The sequence below is a fragment of the Vibrio sp. 10N.286.49.C3 genome (assembly GCF_041469545.1).
Lineage (GTDB): Bacteria > Pseudomonadota > Gammaproteobacteria > Enterobacterales > Vibrionaceae > Vibrio > Vibrio tasmaniensis_A.
Genome location: NZ_JBFRKT010000040.1, coordinates 1 through 18,230 on the forward strand (window position 1 = coordinate 1; position 18,230 = coordinate 18,230).

Annotated in this window: 14 protein-coding genes; 9 read left to right on the forward strand and 5 right to left on the reverse strand. The window is 44.4% G+C overall.

Annotated features, from left to right (window positions below; genetic code table 11):
* Positions 1-891 precede the first annotated feature (891 nt).
* Genes AB4180_RS16120 through hemC form a run of 4 tightly spaced genes read right to left on the reverse strand, consistent with a single transcriptional unit; the run spans position 892 to position 4,930 of the window.
* Positions 892-2,073 (reverse strand): heme biosynthesis protein HemY, encoded by a 1,182-nt coding sequence (locus AB4180_RS16120; protein ID WP_102249651.1) that lies wholly within the window; start codon positions 2,071-2,073, stop codon positions 892-894.
* Complete coding sequence (locus AB4180_RS16125; protein WP_102249650.1) at positions 2,073-3,242, reverse strand: uroporphyrinogen-III C-methyltransferase; 1,170 nt, start codon at positions 3,240-3,242, stop codon at positions 2,073-2,075. Before AB4180_RS16125 ends, AB4180_RS16120 begins: the two co-directional genes overlap by 1 nt.
* An 18-nt stretch (positions 3,243-3,260) precedes the next feature.
* Positions 3,261-3,989: a uroporphyrinogen-III synthase gene (locus AB4180_RS16130; RefSeq protein WP_102249649.1), complete on the reverse strand. Its 729-nt coding sequence runs from the start codon at positions 3,987-3,989 to the stop codon at positions 3,261-3,263.
* Between the two features lie 2 nt (positions 3,990-3,991).
* Entirely contained in the window at positions 3,992-4,930 is a 939-nt protein-coding gene (gene hemC, locus AB4180_RS16135; protein ID WP_009848205.1) for a hydroxymethylbilane synthase, read from the reverse strand.
* 344 nt (positions 4,931-5,274) lie between these two features.
* On the opposite strand from hemC, the gene AB4180_RS16140 reads away from it, so the two are divergent.
* Positions 5,275-7,803, forward strand: coding sequence for a class I adenylate cyclase (locus AB4180_RS16140; RefSeq protein ID WP_102249648.1), 2,529 nt, complete (start codon positions 5,275-5,277; stop codon positions 7,801-7,803).
* Between the two features lie 71 nt (positions 7,804-7,874).
* Here AB4180_RS16140 and cyaY read toward each other — a convergent pair whose 3' ends face one another.
* Positions 7,875-8,189 (reverse strand): iron donor protein CyaY, encoded by a 315-nt coding sequence (gene cyaY / locus AB4180_RS16145; protein WP_009848207.1) that lies wholly within the window; start codon positions 8,187-8,189, stop codon positions 7,875-7,877.
* A 75-nt stretch (positions 8,190-8,264) separates the two neighbouring features.
* Between cyaY and lptM the strand changes: the two genes are divergently transcribed.
* From lptM to AB4180_RS16185, 8 genes are all read left to right on the forward strand, one after another.
* The gene (gene lptM, locus AB4180_RS22810; RefSeq protein ID WP_407829960.1) at positions 8,265-8,381 is read left to right on the forward strand and encodes a lipoprotein; all 117 of its coding nucleotides are present in this window, start codon (positions 8,265-8,267) and stop codon (positions 8,379-8,381) included.
* Between the two features lie 41 nt (positions 8,382-8,422).
* Complete coding sequence (lysA, locus tag AB4180_RS16155; protein WP_009848209.1) at positions 8,423-9,676, forward strand: diaminopimelate decarboxylase; 1,254 nt, start codon at positions 8,423-8,425, stop codon at positions 9,674-9,676.
* A gap of 11 nt (positions 9,677-9,687) precedes the next feature.
* A complete protein-coding gene (gene dapF / locus AB4180_RS16160) occupies positions 9,688-10,518 on the forward strand; it encodes a diaminopimelate epimerase (RefSeq protein WP_009848210.1) in 831 nt (276 codons plus the stop codon).
* 43 nt (positions 10,519-10,561) lie between these two features.
* Entirely contained in the window at positions 10,562-11,260 is a 699-nt protein-coding gene (locus AB4180_RS16165) for a DUF484 family protein (protein ID WP_012605049.1), read from the forward strand.
* On the forward strand, positions 11,229-12,161 hold the full coding sequence (xerC, locus tag AB4180_RS16170) for a tyrosine recombinase XerC (protein WP_086048531.1): 933 nt from the start codon (positions 11,229-11,231) through the stop codon (positions 12,159-12,161). Before AB4180_RS16165 ends, xerC begins: the two co-directional genes overlap by 32 nt.
* Before the next feature lie 15 nt (positions 12,162-12,176).
* A complete protein-coding gene (gene yigB, locus AB4180_RS16175) occupies positions 12,177-12,893 on the forward strand; it encodes a 5-amino-6-(5-phospho-D-ribitylamino)uracil phosphatase YigB (protein WP_102249647.1) in 717 nt (238 codons plus the stop codon).
* 164 nt (positions 12,894-13,057) lie between these two features.
* Positions 13,058-15,556: an EAL domain-containing protein gene (locus AB4180_RS16180; RefSeq protein WP_065679907.1), complete on the forward strand. Its 2,499-nt coding sequence runs from the start codon at positions 13,058-13,060 to the stop codon at positions 15,554-15,556.
* Between the two features lie 191 nt (positions 15,557-15,747).
* Complete coding sequence (locus tag AB4180_RS16185; protein WP_102249646.1) at positions 15,748-18,228, forward strand: EAL domain-containing protein; 2,481 nt, start codon at positions 15,748-15,750, stop codon at positions 18,226-18,228.
* Positions 18,229-18,230: the final 2 nt, after the last annotated feature.

Below are 18,230 nucleotides of genomic sequence, written 5' to 3' on the forward strand. Positions count from 1 at the left end.
CGTCCACTCCGCCACTTATTAGAAAAGCCCTGCTAGAAATAGCAGGGCTTTTTTATATTTGAAGAAAAGAGTTTTGCTTGTAGATTGTATGAGTGCTGTAAAGGCATCGAGACCCTACACTTCACGCTATTCCTGCACATATTAGAAAGCCTAGTCTGACGACTAGGCTTTCGTCGTTTCCGGCATATGAATCTTATTATTCAACTTCGAGTTTTGTAGAAGCGTTGTCCGTTGAGCTCGAGCTCTGATATTCCAACACTTATTATAAAAGTCCTGCTCTTTCTAGAAGCGCTTGATTACGTTAGTTGATATTTGTGGCTATCGATTCAATGGTTAACCTTTAGAGAATGTCTTAGTGAGGTTTACTTCTTACTAATTTGAACTGGTTGATAAAGATGTCTCGTCTCTAGTCACAAGGTTTTGCTGGTTCGGCAACTCTTGCTATATCTCTACTGCTTAATAGATGAACCTATTAAGCAGTTACGTGAAGCCCCGGCTTTAGCGTTTTATAGTTGGAATATTGATGGCCATTTAATTGCTAATTCAGCGTGATTTAACGTGGCTTTCGGTCTGTTGGTGAATATCTTTAAATGTCTTCTCTCAAAGTGAGCTCCTTTTACTCTTCAGCTTAGAGGCGTCACTTTTCTTTATGATTCCTCTCGAGCCTCTTCTTAGGGCTTGTTTATAAAAATCGCAAAACTACATACAGACACAATTAAAGTAGTTCTCTGTGTGTTTGAGAGGCTCCATTGCGTAATTTAATAGTTAGTTTGGTGGCGTAGCGTTGGACGCGTAGGGTTCGATGAGATGTGTTGTAGAAGTTATCTAGGGGTAAATAACAGATACAAAAAAGCCGATGCTAGACATCGGCTTAGTTTGAGTCGTTTTGAATTACGCTGGTTGAACGAGAGCGAGCGCTTTACGAGAAACCTCGTGAGCTGCTTTCGTTAAGTTTTGCTTCTCTAGTGCGTCAGATAGGTATCCGTAATCTGAGACATTTGAACGAAGTGCTAGGGCTTTTTCGAAGTGGTTTTGTGCTTCCGCCCACTTCTGCTCTCTTAGGTAGAACTGAGCCAGAGCGCTGTGTGCTTCGGCATTACCACTGTCTTTACTGATTGAACGTTCTAGCATGACCACTACTGGGTGGTGATCGGCTAAGTTCAGCTCTGGAAGCAACATGTAGAGCTCATTTGAACCATTCTTTGCAATGTTCTCTTTGATCACTGTGAAGGCTTCTGAGTCAGCTTTACGAGCGATCAGTTGCTTCACAAAGCAGGAAACAAGGTGAGAGCTTTGTTTCTGCTTTCTTGAAAGCTTGTTCCAATGGCTGATTAAACCTTCGCTACCTTGTTGTTGAGCTACATCATGAAGTAATCCACATTGTGCTTTCTGTTCTAATTCACGTTGTTCATCAGCTGTTAGAAGCTTGTTCTTAACTAATTTAGGCGTTAACTCTAGCAAAGGCTGCCATAACTTCAGTTGCAAGTAAGTGGCTTTTAACAGGCCAAGCACAGCAGTGTTATTAGGGTATGTGCCTTTTAGGGTAGAAAGTGTATCGAATGCAGCTTCGTAGTTTGACTCGCTGATTTGCTGTTTAGCTTTAGTTAGCTCTACCGCCAGTAGAGAGTCGTCCTGTTGGCTAGCAAGCTCGATGTACTTATCACGCTCACTTGTATTACCTTGCTCGTGTGCCGCTTGAGAAGCGACTAAATAACAAAGTAGAGGCATGTCGTGATGATTAGCCCAGCGAGTTACTTTCTTCTCAGCGCCTTTCCAGTCACCTTCAAGCAGCTTGATGATGCCTTCATTGGTATAACGACGAGAGCGCTTCAGCTTACGAACACTGAACCAATTCCAAGTTGTCGAGCTTGCGTACATAAGCTTTTTAAATAGGTACTCTAAGCCGAATAGAGCCGCTAGAAGAGCAATGACAAAGATAACCAGTGTTGTCACGCTCATCTCAATGGTCTTATTCGCAATTGAGATCAGAACGTAGCCTTGTTGACCAGAGAACTGAGTACCAACAATTAACCCAGCTCCGAGAACGAGAAAAAGAAAAATCCAACGAATCATTATTTTTCCTCCGTGGTCATAACAGTGACTTCACGACGTAGGCGCTCACGTATAACATCTGACAACTCATTTTGAGACTCAAGTTTTACAGGGTATTTCACAGAAATATTCTGCTCGCTCAGCTGCTTAATCGCCTTTTCAAACTCGATTACTGAGTTGTTATCTTGGTTTAGGTACGACTTCGACCACTCGTTAGCTGTCTTAAGAGCTGCGCTATAGACTTCGCCTTGCTCTTTGTAGACTGCGCGAATTGCGGTCTCTAGTTTGCCCTTGATATTCTCACGCAGGTAAAAGTGTTGTTCAGGAGAGAGTAGAGGAATAACTTCACCATCACGACTGCGGAATGTGATGAAGTTTTCTGAAAAATCTTTCATCGACGTCATCAGGTTGTTCTGCCAATCATTGATATCTTGCGATACGGCTTTTTTCTCAACAACCGCAGCTTCTGGAAGAATCGCATTGGCAAGCGGTAGAGTATCGACTTGTTGTTGTAGGCTTGTGATACGAAGAACTAAGCCATCACGGTCGATTAGAGGGATAGTGCGAAGCTTAGTAATGTCATTGGTCATTGATTGACGAAGAGAGACCAAGCTTGGGTCATTCAGTGCGGCGATACGTTGATCTGCGCTTTCCATTAGTTTGGTGGCACTAACGGCATCATGTTCTAGGAACAGTTTACGACCAGCAAGTTTCACAAGGTAATCAGCTTCAGCAAGCAACCAGTCATTTGGACGGCGACCTTTAACATCAGCAACCGCTAGCTGTAGGCTTTGAATGCTCTTCTGTTGCTGAGATTGCACGACTTGAGTTTTCTCCACCGCATGTGATGCTTCTTGGATGGTCTCTTGCTTGATGGTTTGTAGGTCTTTATTTACTGCAGATTGAGTATTTTGAAGTTGTGCTTGAAGAGCGGCTATTTGAGCCGAGTACTCAGCGCTCTTTTGCTGCATTTGAAATGCGATGCCGCCGCTAAAAATAATAGAAATAGCGATCGCAATAGCGCCTAGTTTGACACCGCGCTTACCTTGCTTTTCCGCTTTCTCTATTTGCTCTTTATGTTCAGGCTGTTTTGTCTCTGTAGAGTCAGCTTTTTCGTTTTCAACAACTACTGGCTGAGTGTCTTGTTTCTTTTCAGGTTCAATATGCTCATTATTTTTTTCGCTTGTCATGCTTATTTCCTGTTCTAGCTAGGGCCGGAGAGCAGCCAGTAATATTTGGTTCGTAGCACTGTGAGTATTGGTCACGTTTGAGAAGCCGAGTTGTTGTGCTCGTTCTACTATGCGCTGGCTTGGGACAAATAAATGTCTTGTTGAAAGCCAAGCCAAATACTCATCAGGGGTAATTGAGCAGAGATACTCCAATTGTTCCTGACTAGTGATGACAACTTTGGACGTTTTGTTGTTTATCCATGTTTGATAGGTATTGTGGTCGCTAATAGGAATATATTCTCTACGGTAGGTCTCACAATAAGAGACTTGTGCACCTCGATTGAGTAGAGAATCTCTAATGAGCTCACGCCCACCATTTCCACGCAGTATCAAAATGGATTTATTATCTACGCCATTAAGTTCAGTAAGTTTGAGAAGATGTTCACTATCACTCACTTTGGGATAGTTTACTTTTTGTTTACTAACTTTGCTTAAAACGTGCGCAGTTTTTTGACCAACGCCAAGATAAAGCGGCGAAGTTGGCCAAATAGATGAAGTTTTCGAAAGGATGTTTTGGGCAGCGGTCACGGCGTGGTGACTGACTGCAATAATGATATCGCTGTTATTAAGCTGGGTGCTTAAATCCGATGAGTGTGGATTATCAACGATACGAATAAGCGGATGATGGATTGCTTGAATCCCTTCATCCGCTAGTTGTTGGCAAAGCGATTGTCCCTCTGAACCGGGACGAGTCACCAACACTGTCATAGTTATTCTTGGTCTGCGTATAGCTTGGTTAAGATTTCTCTCGCGCCATCATCCAGCAATTGATTTGCCAGAGTAACGCCAAGTGCTTCTGCATCTTTGCGAAGGCCAGAGATCTCACCACGAACCATTTTAGAACCATCTGGTTCGCCTACTAATGCACGTAGCCAGATATTATCGCCATCTAATAATGAGTAGCTACCGATAGGAACCTGACAACCACCTTCTAGAGTTAGGTTCATTGCACGTTCGCATAGCACACGATCGGCTGTGTCTTTGTGGTTCAGTGGCTCAAGAAGCTTGATTAGACGTTCATCATCTAGACGACACTCAATACCAACAGCGCCTTGCCCTACAGCAGGTAGAGACTGTTCAGGTTCGATAAAGCTACGGATACGCTCTTCTAGCTCTAATCGCTTAAGGCCAGCTGCTGCCAACACGATAGCATCGTATTGACCATCATCGAGTTTACCTAGACGAGTACCAACGTTGCCACGCAGTTCTTTGATGATGAGATCTGGGCGGTATTCTAGCAACTGACATTGACGACGCAGGCTGCATGTACCTACAACTGCACCTTGTGGTAACTCATCGATGTTGTTGTAAGTATTTGATACGAAAGCATCACGAGGATCTTCGCGCTCACAAATAGTTACTAGACCTAGACCTTCAGGGAAGTCGACCGGTACGTCTTTCATTGAGTGAACCGCTAGATCAGCACGACCTTCTAGCATTGCTACTTCAAGTTCTTTAACGAATAGCCCTTTACCGCCTACTTTAGCAAGTGGCGTGTCTAGGATGATGTCACCTTTGGTCACCATAGTTACCAACTCAACCTCTAAACCAGGGTGAGCAGCTTGCAGTGCATCCCTTACAAAGTATGCCTGCCAAAGGGCAAGAGGGCTTTTTCTGGTCGCGATACGGATTGGTGCTGAATTTGTCATGGTGTTTCCGATATAGATTCTGTAATAGGCTAATCCTACCATTGTGAGGCGAAAATTCTTACTGTTTGATCATTCGATACTTTGATAGCAGAGGGAATTTCATGAGTTCACCAAAATAGTGTGATTGGTATCTCATTTGAAACATGGGCTATTATTAGAAATAGTCAATAAAGAGGACACTACGGCGCCGCGAGTTTTACTTTCAGTCATCAAGGGATTCGTAAGTATGACGGCGTCCTTTGCTTTACCGATAAGGGTAAAAGTGTTAAATTGATCACGTTTTGTTGCTGCTTTCGTTCAGTAACTAAACAGAAGTACACTTAATCTCAAACCAAGGACTTACCTTGCAGGCTTACACTCAAACTTTGATTCAACGATTAGACAATCTAAATCAGCAGCGCATTGATCGTGCGTTGGCGTTGATGAATGTGCAGGGCCAGCGAGTTTTTAACCTTATCCCCGCGCTGCTTCACTTCAATCACCCGATGATGCCTGGTTATTATGACCAACAAGTTCCTTTTGGAATTCGTAGCTTCACGCCCAATGAATTCCAAAAGCAATTTGTCTCTGATACTGAATTAACTCTGGGCGGAAAACTTACCGAGGCCGCTGAACCAGCAATCTTGGGTTTGTACACCATGGGTAGTACTTCGTCTATTGGTCAAAGTACCTCAAGTGATCTTGATATCTGGGTGGGTGTATCTCCAGATATGGATGGCGCATCTCGCGATAGCCTGACCAATAAATGCCTGCTTATTACTGATTGGGCTGAAACCTTAGGGGTTGAAGCGAACTTCTTTTTGATGGATGAAGAGCGTTTCCGCTCGAATCATTCTGAAGAGATGACCGGTGATAACTGTGGTTCTTCACAGCACTTACTACTGCTTGATGAGTTCTACCGCTCAGCCGTTCGTTTGGCTGGCCAGCGTTTGTTGTGGCAAATCATCCCGCCAGAAATGGAGGAGTGCTACGACGAGTATGTCCAAGGTTTATGTAACGATGGTTATCTTGATTGCTCGCAGTGGATCGATTTCGGCAAGCTGAACAGTATTCCTGCTGAAGAGTACTTTGGTTCAAACCTATGGCAGCTCTATAAGAGTATCGACTCACCGTATAAATCGGTGTTGAAGGCGATCCTGTTAGAAGCTTATTCATGGGAATACCCAAACACCCAGCTTCTTAGTATTGACACCAAGCGTCGTTTCTTCGCAGATGAACCTGATCTGTATGGCATGGATAGCTACTATCTGATGCTTGAAAAGGTCACTCGCTACCTAGAACGTATCAACGACCATACTCGATTGGATTTGGTGAGACGCTGCTTCTATCTTAAAACCCACGAGAAGTTGTCACGAGATGCGGGTATTGGTTCTGTCGCATGGCGTCGTGAAGCCTTAACCGAGATGACTAAATCTTGGAACTGGGGACATGAAACCATTGCTGAGCTCGACAACCGCCGTAACTGGAAGGTTGAGCAGGTTAAAGTGGTACACCATGCGCTGCTTGATGCCTTGATGCTGAGCTATCGTAATCTGATTCAATTTGCACGTCGCAACGACATCACTTCAGCTATCAGCCCGCAAGATATCAGTATCTTGGCACGTAAGCTTTATGCTGCGTTTGAGGTGTTACCAGGCAAAGTGACGCTACTGAATCCACAAATATCCCCGGATCTCCATGAGCCAGATTTGAGCTTTATCGAAGTTCGTCAGGGTCAGTCAAATAAAGCAGGTTGGTACTTGTACAAACAGCCTTTGATTGCACATCGCATTCTCGGTCAGCCTTCACTTGAACACCATGAGTACTTGAGTAAATTGGTTGCTTGGTCGTTCTTTAATGGCCTAATTACAGAGTCGACGCGTTTGCACTCTGTGGTTCGAGATGCTCATATTGATATCGATAAATTTTATCAAATGGTGAGCGATCTACGTAATACCTTCTCTTTGCGTAAGCGTCGTCCGAGTATGCAGGCACTGGCGAGCCCGTGTGAGATAAGCCAACTGGCGATGTTCATCAACTTTGAAAATGACCCGACGTCTGAATTAAGTGGTCGCGCATTAAAAGTGGATCTTAAGAATGCCGATATTTTCAGTTTTGGTGAAGAAGGTAAGAGCTTAGTCGGTAGTGTTGATCTGGTTTATCGGAACTCTTGGCATGAAGTTCGTACACTTCATTTCCAAGGCGAAACCGCGATGTTGGACGCGCTGAAGACGGTACTGGGTAAAATGCACCAGGATGCGTTGCCGCCAGAGTCGGTCGATGTGTTCTGTTACAGCAAAAACCTACGCGGTGTGATGCGTAATATGGTGTATCAACTGCTTGCCGAGTGTATCGACTTGCGATTAAAACCGATTGAGCCAGAGAAACGCCGCCGATTTAAGGCTATTCGCCTGGCAAACAAAATGTTTGGTCTGTTCTTTGAACGTCGTGGTGTATCGGTACAGATGTTGGAAAACTCGGTCGATTTCTATCGTAGTATCTCGACGAATAAGCTGAAGGGCTCACCTTTACTGATGCTCGATAAAGAGCAAGAGTATCAGCTACCAGAAGTGGTTGATGGTTTTGCGAGTGAAGGTTTAATTCAATTTTTCTTTGAGGATACCGACAAAGGTTTCAATATTTATGTATTGGACGAGTCGAATCAGGTTGAGGTGTATCACCAGTACAGCGGTGAAAAAGATGAGATGATCGCAAGCGTGAATTCTTTCTACACTTCAGTAAAAGATGAGTCGAAGGTGTCGTCTAAGTTGATTAACTTTAACCTACCTCAGTACTACCAAATTGTTCACCCTGAAGAAGGTAACTCTTATGTGGTGCCATATCGTAACGATGCGACTTTAGCTTCTCGGAGCTCAAAGATAGTCAATATCTAGTCTTACCAAGACTGATTGATATTGAAAAAGGAGTGATTGATTCACTCCTTTTTAGTTTTGCTTACAAATGATTAGACCCAATTAATCTCTTCATCTGCGTGCTTTTCGCACTCTTCTTTGACCATCTCAAACAACGCCATGCCCGTCTTTGAACATGTCCACTTGTCGTCAACTAGCTTGAAGTGAAAGCCGCCAGATTTAGACGCTAACCAGATCTCACGCATTGGTTCTTGGCGATTGATGATAATTTGGCTGCGGTTTTCAAACTCCAACGTCATTACGTTACCAGTCACTTCATAATCAATATCTGCCTCTGATTCATCGATCGCTTCTTCGATGTTTTGCATCTGTATATCGACCAGCTTATGAAATTCAGTCTCGTTCATCCTTTCTATCCTATTGCTTTTCCTGAGTGTGGTGCGATTATAGGGGGCATTGAGTTAATAATCACGATGTGCAAAATGAAAAAACTAATTACCGCTTTGTTTATGGTGTCCGTTATTGGACTTTCTGGTTGTGGTCAAACGGGTCCTTTGTATGATCCTGATGAAGTTCAACAGACTGAACAATCACAATAAGTGAAACACGCAGAAATCGTTATTTATAAGGGATAAGAACTTTGGATTACTTCAACTATCAGGAAGATGGCCAGCTTTGGGCTGAGGACGTCGCACTTTCACAACTAGCAGAGCAATATGGTACACCGCTGTATGTATATTCTCGTGCCACATTAGAACGTCACTGGAACGCATTTGACTCATCGGTAGGTGAGCACCCGCATTTGGTGTGTTACGCCGTTAAAGCTAACTCGAATCTAGGCGTGTTGAATACCTTAGCTCGTTTGGGTTCTGGTTTTGACATCGTTTCTGGTGGTGAGCTAGAGCGTGTGGTTGCTGCAGGTGGCGATCCGGCGAAAGTTGTTTTCTCTGGTGTCGGCAAAACAGCCGCAGAAATGAAGCGAGCGCTTGAGTTGAACATTAAATGTTTCAACGTAGAGTCTGAGCCAGAACTGGAGCGACTGAATAAAGTGGCCGGTGAACTTGGAGTTAAAGCGCCGATTTCACTGAGAATCAACCCTGATGTTGATGCCAATACTCACCCTTATATCTCTACGGGTCTGCGTGATAACAAGTTTGGTATCGCCTTCGATCGTGCTCCTGCTGTTTATGCGTTTGCTAAAACACTCGATAACTTGTCTATCCATGGTATTGATTGCCATATCGGCTCTCAGTTAACGGATATCGAACCTTTCATCGATGCCACTGATCGCTTGCTTGCGTTGATCGATCAACTACGAGCTAACGATATCAACATCAAGCATCTTGATGTTGGCGGAGGTTTGGGGGTGGTTTATCGTGATGAATTACCACCACAGCCCTCTGACTACGCGAAAGCCTTGTTGGCTCGCCTAGACAATCATTCTGATCTAGAGCTGATTTTCGAGCCAGGAAGAGCGATTGCGGCTAACGCTGGTGTATTATTAACAAAAGTCGAGTTCCTTAAGCCAACAGAGCATAAGAACTTTGCCATTATCGATGCGGCAATGAACGACCTGATGCGCCCTGCACTTTACCAAGCTTGGCAAGATATTGTTCCAGTTAGCCCGCGTCAGGGTGAAGCTGTGACTTACGATTTAGTTGGCCCTATATGTGAAACGGGTGACTTCCTAGGTAAAGATCGTGACCTTGTTCTTGAAGAGGGCGATTTATTGGCTGTTCGTTCAGCAGGTGCTTATGGCTTCGCTATGTCATCTAACTACAACACTCGTTCGCGTGCGGCAGAAGTGATGGTTGATGGCGATAAAACTCATTTGGTTCGTCAGCGTGAAGAGCTTACGAGTCTGTGGGAACTTGAAAACATTCTTCCGGAGTAATTTTAAGCGTTATGCACTTCCACTTTTCTAAAATGCATGGTTTGGGCAATGATTTCATGGTCGTGGACTGCATTACTCAAAATATTTTCTTTTCTCCAGATTTGATCCGTCGTTTGGCGGATCGTCACACTGGTGTGGGTTTTGACCAGCTACTTGTAGTTGAAGCTCCCTATGATCCTGAAACTGACTTCCATTATCGCATATTTAATGCAGATGGCAGTGAAGTTGAGCAGTGTGGCAATGGTGCACGTTGTTTTGCTCGATTCGTTCGCATGAAAGGCTTAACGAATAAGTACAGCATCAACGTGAGCACCAAGAAAGGGAAAATGGTTCTTAAGATTGAAGACAATGATTTAATCACTGTCAACATGGGCATTCCTGAGTTCGAACCGGGCAAGATTCCATTTAAGGCGAAGCAGCCAGAAAAGACGTATATCCTAAGAACGGATGTACACACCTTGTTCTGTGGTGCTGTTAGCATGGGTAACCCACATGTGGTTACCGTAGTTGATGACGTCGATACAGCAGATGTGGATACCTTAGGTCCGCTGCTTGAATCTCACGAACGTTTTCCTGAGCGTGTTAATGCTGGCTTTATGCAAGTGGTTAACCGTGAAGAGGTTCGCTTGCGCGTCTACGAACGTGGTGCGGGTGAAACTCAGGCGTGTGGCAGTGGCGCATGTGGTGCAGTTGCTGTTGGTATAACACAAGGCTTACTGGCTGAGAATGTGAAGGTTCGTCTACCTGGTGGTGACTTACACATTAGCTGGCAAGGCCCTGGGAAACCTCTGTTGATGACTGGTCCAGCAACGCATGTGTTTGATGGTCAGCTTTCTTGCTAATAACGATATAACAAATAGATTTATAAAAAATAAAGGATAGGTTTTGTCTTACGTTGAAGGCGACACTCTGACTGCAGAGGTGGTTGCGGAATATTTACGAGATAACCCAGATTTCTTTCAAAACAGGAAAGATTTGGTTGATCGCCTTGCTATTAATAATGTTGAGCAGGGCGCTGTTTCTCTGGTTGAGATTCAGCTTAAACGTCAGCGTCATAGAATCGAAGAGCTGGAAGAAGAGATCACTGGCCTGATGTCACTAGCGGCGAATAACGATAAAACTTTCTATGAATTCATGGATCTGCAAACTCAAGTGTTGAAATGCAGTGACTTCATTCAGGTTATCAAGGCTGTTGAACAAAAAGCGTTGGAACTAGGGCTTAAGGCTCATGTACGAGTTCTCTCACAATTAGGTTTTTATCAGCTGAATGAAGAGCGTTACTCGAAATTTTCACTTAACCATTTCAATGGCAAAGATGCTTATCTAGGGCGATTGAGAAAGGCAGACAGACACGATTTGTTTGGTGATTATCCAGTTCCAGAGCTAGGCTCTTATGTAGTGCTACCCCTTGCTAAGCGATCTCCACTGGGTGTACTCGCTTTTTCTAGTGAAGATGGCGGACACTTCCAGCCTCATATGGACACGCTCTTTTTACGCCATTTAGCACTTGTTGTCGCTCATTTGGCGGACACCTTACCTTGGCAGATAAATAATGAGCCTAGAGCCCAAAATACCTCTTCCTAATAGCCTTCAAAAGCCGCTTTCTCGCTTCTATGAATATCTTAGAAGTGAGAAGGGACTCAGCTTACACACCCAACGTAACTACAAACAACAACTTGAAACCATGGCCGCTCATTTAGTCACTCTTGGACTAAAGGATTGGTCTCAAGTCGATGCGGCGTGGGTAAGACAACTTGCAAGTAAAGGCATGCGCGAAGGAATGAAAGCGAGCAGTATTGCGACTCGCTTATCTTCACTGCGCAGCTTCTTTGATTTCCTTGTCTTGCGTGGCGAAATGACCGCCAATCCAGCCAAAGGGGTTTCAGCACCTCGTAAACAACGTCCTTTGCCTAAAAACCTCGATGTTGATGAAGTCGGTCAGTTGCTTGATGTGAATGAGGACGACCCACTGTCAATTCGTGACCGAGCGATGATGGAAGTGATGTATGGTGCTGGATTACGTTTGGCTGAGCTGGTCGGTATCAATCTTAAAGATGTCTTGGGTCGACAAGGCGAAATCCGAGTGATTGGTAAAGGCGACAAAGAACGCAAAGCGCCTTTTTCTGGTTTAGCGAAAGAATGGGTTGATAAATGGCTCAAAGTTCGTGGTGAACTAGCTTCGCCGGGTGAGCCTGCACTGTTTGTCTCGAAGTTAGGGACTCGTATCTCTCATCGCAGCGTGCAAAAGCGCATGGAAGAGTGGGGCAAGAAGCAATCTGTCGCGAGTCACATCAGCCCGCATAAACTGCGTCACTCCTTTGCAACACATGTACTGGAGTCGAGCCAAAACCTTCGTGCGGTTCAAGAGTTGCTCGGGCATGAAAACATCTCGACAACCCAAGTGTACACTCACTTAGATTTCCAACATTTAGCACAAGCTTATGACCAAGCTCATCCAAGAGCTCGTAAGAAGAATAAAGATTAGATTAAAGGTTTAACTATGCGAATTTATCGAGGGTTAAAGCCCATCAAAGCCATGACCTTTGATTTGGATGATACCTTGTACGACAACTGGCCTGTGATCATGAAGGTTGAGAAAGAGATGGCGCAGTGGCTTTATCAAAAGCATCCTGTGTCTGCTTCTCTTTCGTTAGAAGAGTGGCAAGGTATCAAACAGCAAGTCGCCTCTGAAAACCCAGCGTTAAAGCATGATGTCACCGTGTGGCGAGAAACACAGATTAAGCGTGGTTTGTTACAACTGGGGTATTCTCAGCAGCAAGCAGAACAAGCGGCTCGTGAAGGCATAGAACATGCCTTGTGGCTGCGTAATCAAGTCGATGTGCCACAAGAAACGCATCGAGTGATGACTGAGCTGAGCCTATGTATTCCTTTAGTTGCGATTACTAATGGCAATGTCGACCCACATAAAATTGGCTTGGGGCAGTACTTCCAGTTAATCCTTAAAGCCGGTCCTGACGGCAGAGCAAAACCCTACCCAGATATGTTTGATAAAGCTCAGCAATACCTAAATTGTGACGCTGAGAATATTCTCCATGTTGGTGACCATCTTAAAACCGATGTCTATGGAGCTAAGACAAATGGTTTCCAAGCATGCTGGTTTAATGATACTGGTTCCAATTTATATGATTCCCCGAAGGCAACAGTGCTGCCTGATGTTGAAATAGAGCTACTTAGTGAACTTATGCGATTAACTTAATTGCCGTAGTAAGCTTAATGTGTCGCATTTATGATATTGAATTGTTACATTAGTCACAATTAAATGCCTGTTTAGGCTAGGATAATTGGCGACTACTTTTGATCGGAATTTTGATTCATAGTAGTACGGGTTCTCATTTCACTCGATTTCGAACAAGGGTTGGCATGCAAACATTTACATTTCTCGCAAATACTGAGGAGTTATTTAAGTCTCAATTTGATCAGCGAGAGTGGTGTGACAGCAAACAGTACCTTATTCAAATTTTCTCTGCTCAGTCCTCTGATATCGCTCGTCGAATTGCCAATGCAGCCCTCAATCGCATAGGGCATGCGACGTTAATCGGTCAGAGCGCCCGTTATGTTATCTGTGATAACAGCCTGAAGCATGAATGTACCTTAGTCGTCGTCAGTGAATTTAACGATACCCATTTAACGTCTACAGTTCAGACGTTTACCGGAAACCCAAATCAAGATAGCCAAGATCTCGCTTCTCAATTAAACCTTACAGAAGAAACCAAAACGGTTATCAGCTTGTGCGATCAGGTTGAAGGGCGTGACTATCCTATTTATAGCGCCTTTGAGAGTTTACCTTACGCATTACCAGTTGCTGGTGGGCTGTGCCACGAGAATGAATATGGCCGTTGGGTTATGCATAATGAGCAAACCTACCAACATGCTTGTGTTGCGGTTGCATTGACTAACCCTAGCTTAAAGATTTGGTCGGACGCGTATTCTGAGTGGAATCCTATTGGGATGAAATTGCGAGTGACACACGCAGTTGGAAATCGTTTATATGCGTTGAATGACAAGCCGGCTATCGAGGTGTTCAAACATTACCTTGCTGATGGTAAAGATCTCCCTTTTAGTCAGTTGATGAGCTTCCCCCTGTATCGAGAGCTCGGCAGAAAGAAGTGCATCTCGACGCCTCTACGTATTAATGATGATGGTAGTATTGAGTTTGATAGCCCTTGGCATGTCGGCGAAGAGGCCCAGTTTTGTTATAACCATCCTTCTTTGACCGCAGAAAAAGTGCGTCACGGCGCTGAGATGCTTGCCGTGCATCAGCCTGAATCTGTGATCATCTATAACTGTGTATCTCGACTAGAATTTATCGACAGTAAACTTGAGCTCAAACCATTTGAAGGGATAGTAAACGCGTGTGGTGCATACTGCATGGGCGAACTATATCGCAACGACGATCGCCAAGAGATACTGCATCACAGCCTTACCTATATTGCGATGAGAGAGTCGGACGAGATTAATGAGTTTCGTTGCGAAGATTTCAAGCGAGACTCAACGGTATCGCCACTACTCAACTTAGTCAGAAATGCGGTCGCAGACCTCGACAGTATGAACACTCAGATGGAGAACAAACTCCATCAACAGGCACGTCGCTTAACTGAAAGCTACCGTATTGACTCTCGCACTGGGCTACCCAACCGTATTGTATTAAAAGAACGCCTCAATACGATTTTATTCAATGAACATCTGTTGACGCTGAAGCTGACTAATTTTCATCAAGTTAACGAAAAATACGGTTATCAAGTGGGTGACCAATTACTGCTTGATCTGTCGAATCATTTTGTCGACCGATTGCACCTTAGTGTGGCTAAGGAATCCAAGGTAAAGGTTGAACTGTTCAGTATTGGTGTCGGTGAGTGGGCAATTATCTTTAACGCGAGTGTCGATAGCGTGAAGATAGAGCAACGTTTCGTCGAGTTTGCTGATGGTATTGAGCATATTAATTTTGAGCCATATGGATTAACCGACATAGACTACCTTTCGGTTTCTCTGTGTGGTGGTTTCGCTAGTCGCTGTGATTTCTTAGCTGATAGCGGTGATGAGATCTTGTTGAAAGCGATTGAAGCTCGACGCTACGGGGTGCGGAACAATACTCACATCACTAATGCAAAAAACATTCAGGTGAGTGAGGAAGATCGTAAAGAACAACTAGGCTGGCTGAGCTGTGTAAGCCGCGCAATCTTAGATCAGAACATTATCACCTACTCACAGCCGATTGTGGCGTCTGGTACTCACGAAATGATTGGCCAAGAGTGCTTGGTCAGAATCATGGAGTCGGACGGTACCATTGTACTCCCTGGTAAGTTCTTACCCATTATTGCTGACACGCATCTCTATACTCGCCTTAGCCGGCACATGATTCGAAACACCATTGGCTACATGGCAAATAAGCAGAGTTCTTTTTCAATCAACCTATCCCCACAAGACTTACTGAGCGATAAGACGCTTGAAGTTCTCGAGTCAGCGATTAGTGGTATGAACGACCCCACTCGACTTGGTCTAGAGGTTCTCGAGTCTGAACAGATCAAAGATTATGGCCGCATGATAGAAGTGTGTGATCACTTCCGTGCTCTTGGGGCGAGAATCATTGTTGATGACTTTGGTTCTGGTTATTCCAATATTGATGAGATCATTAAACTTGAGCCGCAGATCATAAAGCTCGACGGTAGCTTGATTCGCAATATCGACAAAGACCCAAAGCAAAGGAATATCGCCTCTCAATTAGTACGCTTGTGTCAGGTGTTTAACGCCAAAACAGTTGCCGAATTTGTCCATAACCAACAGGTTTGTGAAATTGCAGAGCAAATGGGTGTCGATTATCTGCAAGGTTATTACTTTGGTGAGCCTAAGCGACTGTTTTAGTTATTAAAACCCTCCGACCTTAACGTTACTTGCTTTTAAAGTGCTTCACTGGCACTGATGATGGCTCTTTAGTGGAATGAATGATGTCTAACTAGCGTCACATTATTTATAAGACGATTGTAAGTATTCCGTGCAAGCTTTATCTATAATAAGCACAATAACAAATCATTAACGTAACGATTAATGTGAATATGCAATCGACCTCTTTCCAGATACAAGATATTAAGTGCACCCAGCGTGAATTGCAAAAGATAGATTTTCATCCACATGACAATCTACTGATTCAGGTGTTTTCTTCTTTCGAGAAAGATTCGGTGTTGGCTGCCTGCCAAGTAATTCAGTCGACTTTCCCCAACGCCAAATTGATTGGTTGTAGCGCTAATCACTACATCAGCCAAGGTGTGATCCTGCATAAAGGTCTCTATGTTATTGTTACTCGCTTTGAGGCGACGTCTTACACTTGTGGTGTTGTCGAATATAGCGAGCAGCCTCGACGGGATAGCCAAGCGATGTGGCAGCAGCTTGAATGTAATGCTGATACTCAAAGCATTCTCTGTTTCGCCGATCGCTTGCAGATAAATAACCAAGATCTATTTTCAGCGTTTGAGCAGTCGATATATTCATTACCTGTTTGTGGCGGTGCATCGACCATTACAGAGCATGGACGATGGGTGATGCTCGATGGTATTTGCTATGAAAATGCCTATGTCATGTTAGCACTGCACAGTGTTGAACTCGCAATTACTAAGGGGTATTACTGCGAATGGAATCCTATTGGTCGTACCTTCCGAGTGACTGGCGCTCAAGATAATCGGCTAGCTGAATTGGACGGTATACCTGTCCGAGAAGTCTATAATCGTTACCTTGCTGACGGTCTCGAAATCCCTTTTGAGCAACTGTATAACTTCCCCTTGATGGTCGGTGAACCAAAAGACCAGAACACTCACTTACCGCTCAAGGTGACAGAGGGCGGAGAGATAGAATTCAGTGGGTCGTTTCAGGTTGGTGATGAGGTGCGGTTTTGTTATGACCACCCTTCATTGACCCTAGAACAAATCCGACTGGGCGTTCAACAGATTACTTCCCATAAACCAGAACAGTTTTTTATCTATAACTGCACTTCGCGCATTGATTTCATTGATGGCAACCAAGAGGTTGAGGTTTTCCAAGCATTAGCGGACACCTATGGCGTGTACTGCATGGGAGAGCTCTATCAAGATAATGACCAGCAACGAATTTTGCATCATAGCCTCACTTATCTTGCGCTTAGGGAAGGTGAAGGCAAGGCGGTATTGCCATTAGAGACACAACCCGCGACCAATATTTCCCCTCTGTTTTCATTGATACGAAATGCTCTGCTTGATGTCGATGACATGAACAACAGCATGGCGAGTAAGATTCAACAGCAAGCGACCGCATTGACCGCGAGCTACCGAATTGATCGCCGTACAGGTTTACCTAATCGAAGCGTGCTGCGTGAAAAACTGTCAAAAATGAGTACCGATAGTCATTTGTTGGCTTTGAAAGTCACGACATTTGGCCAAATCAATGAGAAGTATGGCTATCGAGTCGGTGACAAGCTTCTGCATGATTTAAGCGAGTATTTTCAAAAGGCGCTGTGGCAGTTCTTTGATGAGGGGTGTCAGCTCTATAGCATTGGTATCGGTGAGTGGGCGGTGGTCTTTGATAGCTGGGTGGGGCAAGAACATATTCATCAGCGTTTTTCTGAATTTGCAGACCAAACGGAACATGTGAATTTTGAACCAACGGGGTTGCCTGATATTGATTATCTGTCGGTATCCATCTGTGCGGGCATAGCCAGCCGTCGAGATTTTCCTACGACCTCGATTGATGATTTGTTGTTGAAGGCGATTGATGCTAGGCGCAGCGCCGTGAGTCAGAACAAGCATCTAGTGAGCGCCAAGACGCTCATTCAATTGGAGAAGCATCGCCAAGAGCAGCTTGGTTGGCTGTCGTGTGTCAGTCGCGCGGTGCTTAATCAGAATATTGTGGCGTGTTCCCAACCTATTGTCTCTGCGCACAGCCATCAGGTAGAAAGTTACGAGTGCTTGGTTCGAATTGAAGAAGATGGACAACTGATTGTGCCGGGTAAGTTCTTGCCAATCATAGAAGGAACGCACCTCTATACACGTCTGAGTCGCCAGATGATAACGCGTACCTTTGATTTTATGAGTCAGCGAACCGATTCGTTCTCAATTAATCTAGCGCCACAAGATTTCAGCAATGAGAAAACCATTCTTCACCTTGAGCAGGCCATCAAAAAAATCAGTCACCCACAGCGTATTGGCTTAGAGGTGTTAGAAACGGAACAAATTCAGGATTACGGTCGCTTGATCGAGGTGTGTAACCACTTCCGTGACCTTGGTGTGAATATTATTGTTGATGACTTTGGTTCGGGCTATTCGAATATTGATGAGATATTGAAGCTAGAGCCACAGGTGATCAAGCTTGATGGCAGTCTAATTCGGAATATTGATAAAGATAAGAAACAGCGCAAGATCGCTCAGCAACTGGTGAGTTTGTGCCAGATACTGAACGCTAAAACAGTTGCGGAGTTCGTACATAATGAACAGGTGTGTCGAATCGCAGAGGATATGGGTGTCGATTACCTGCAAGGTTACTACTTTGGTCAGCCTCAACGCTTATTCTGATA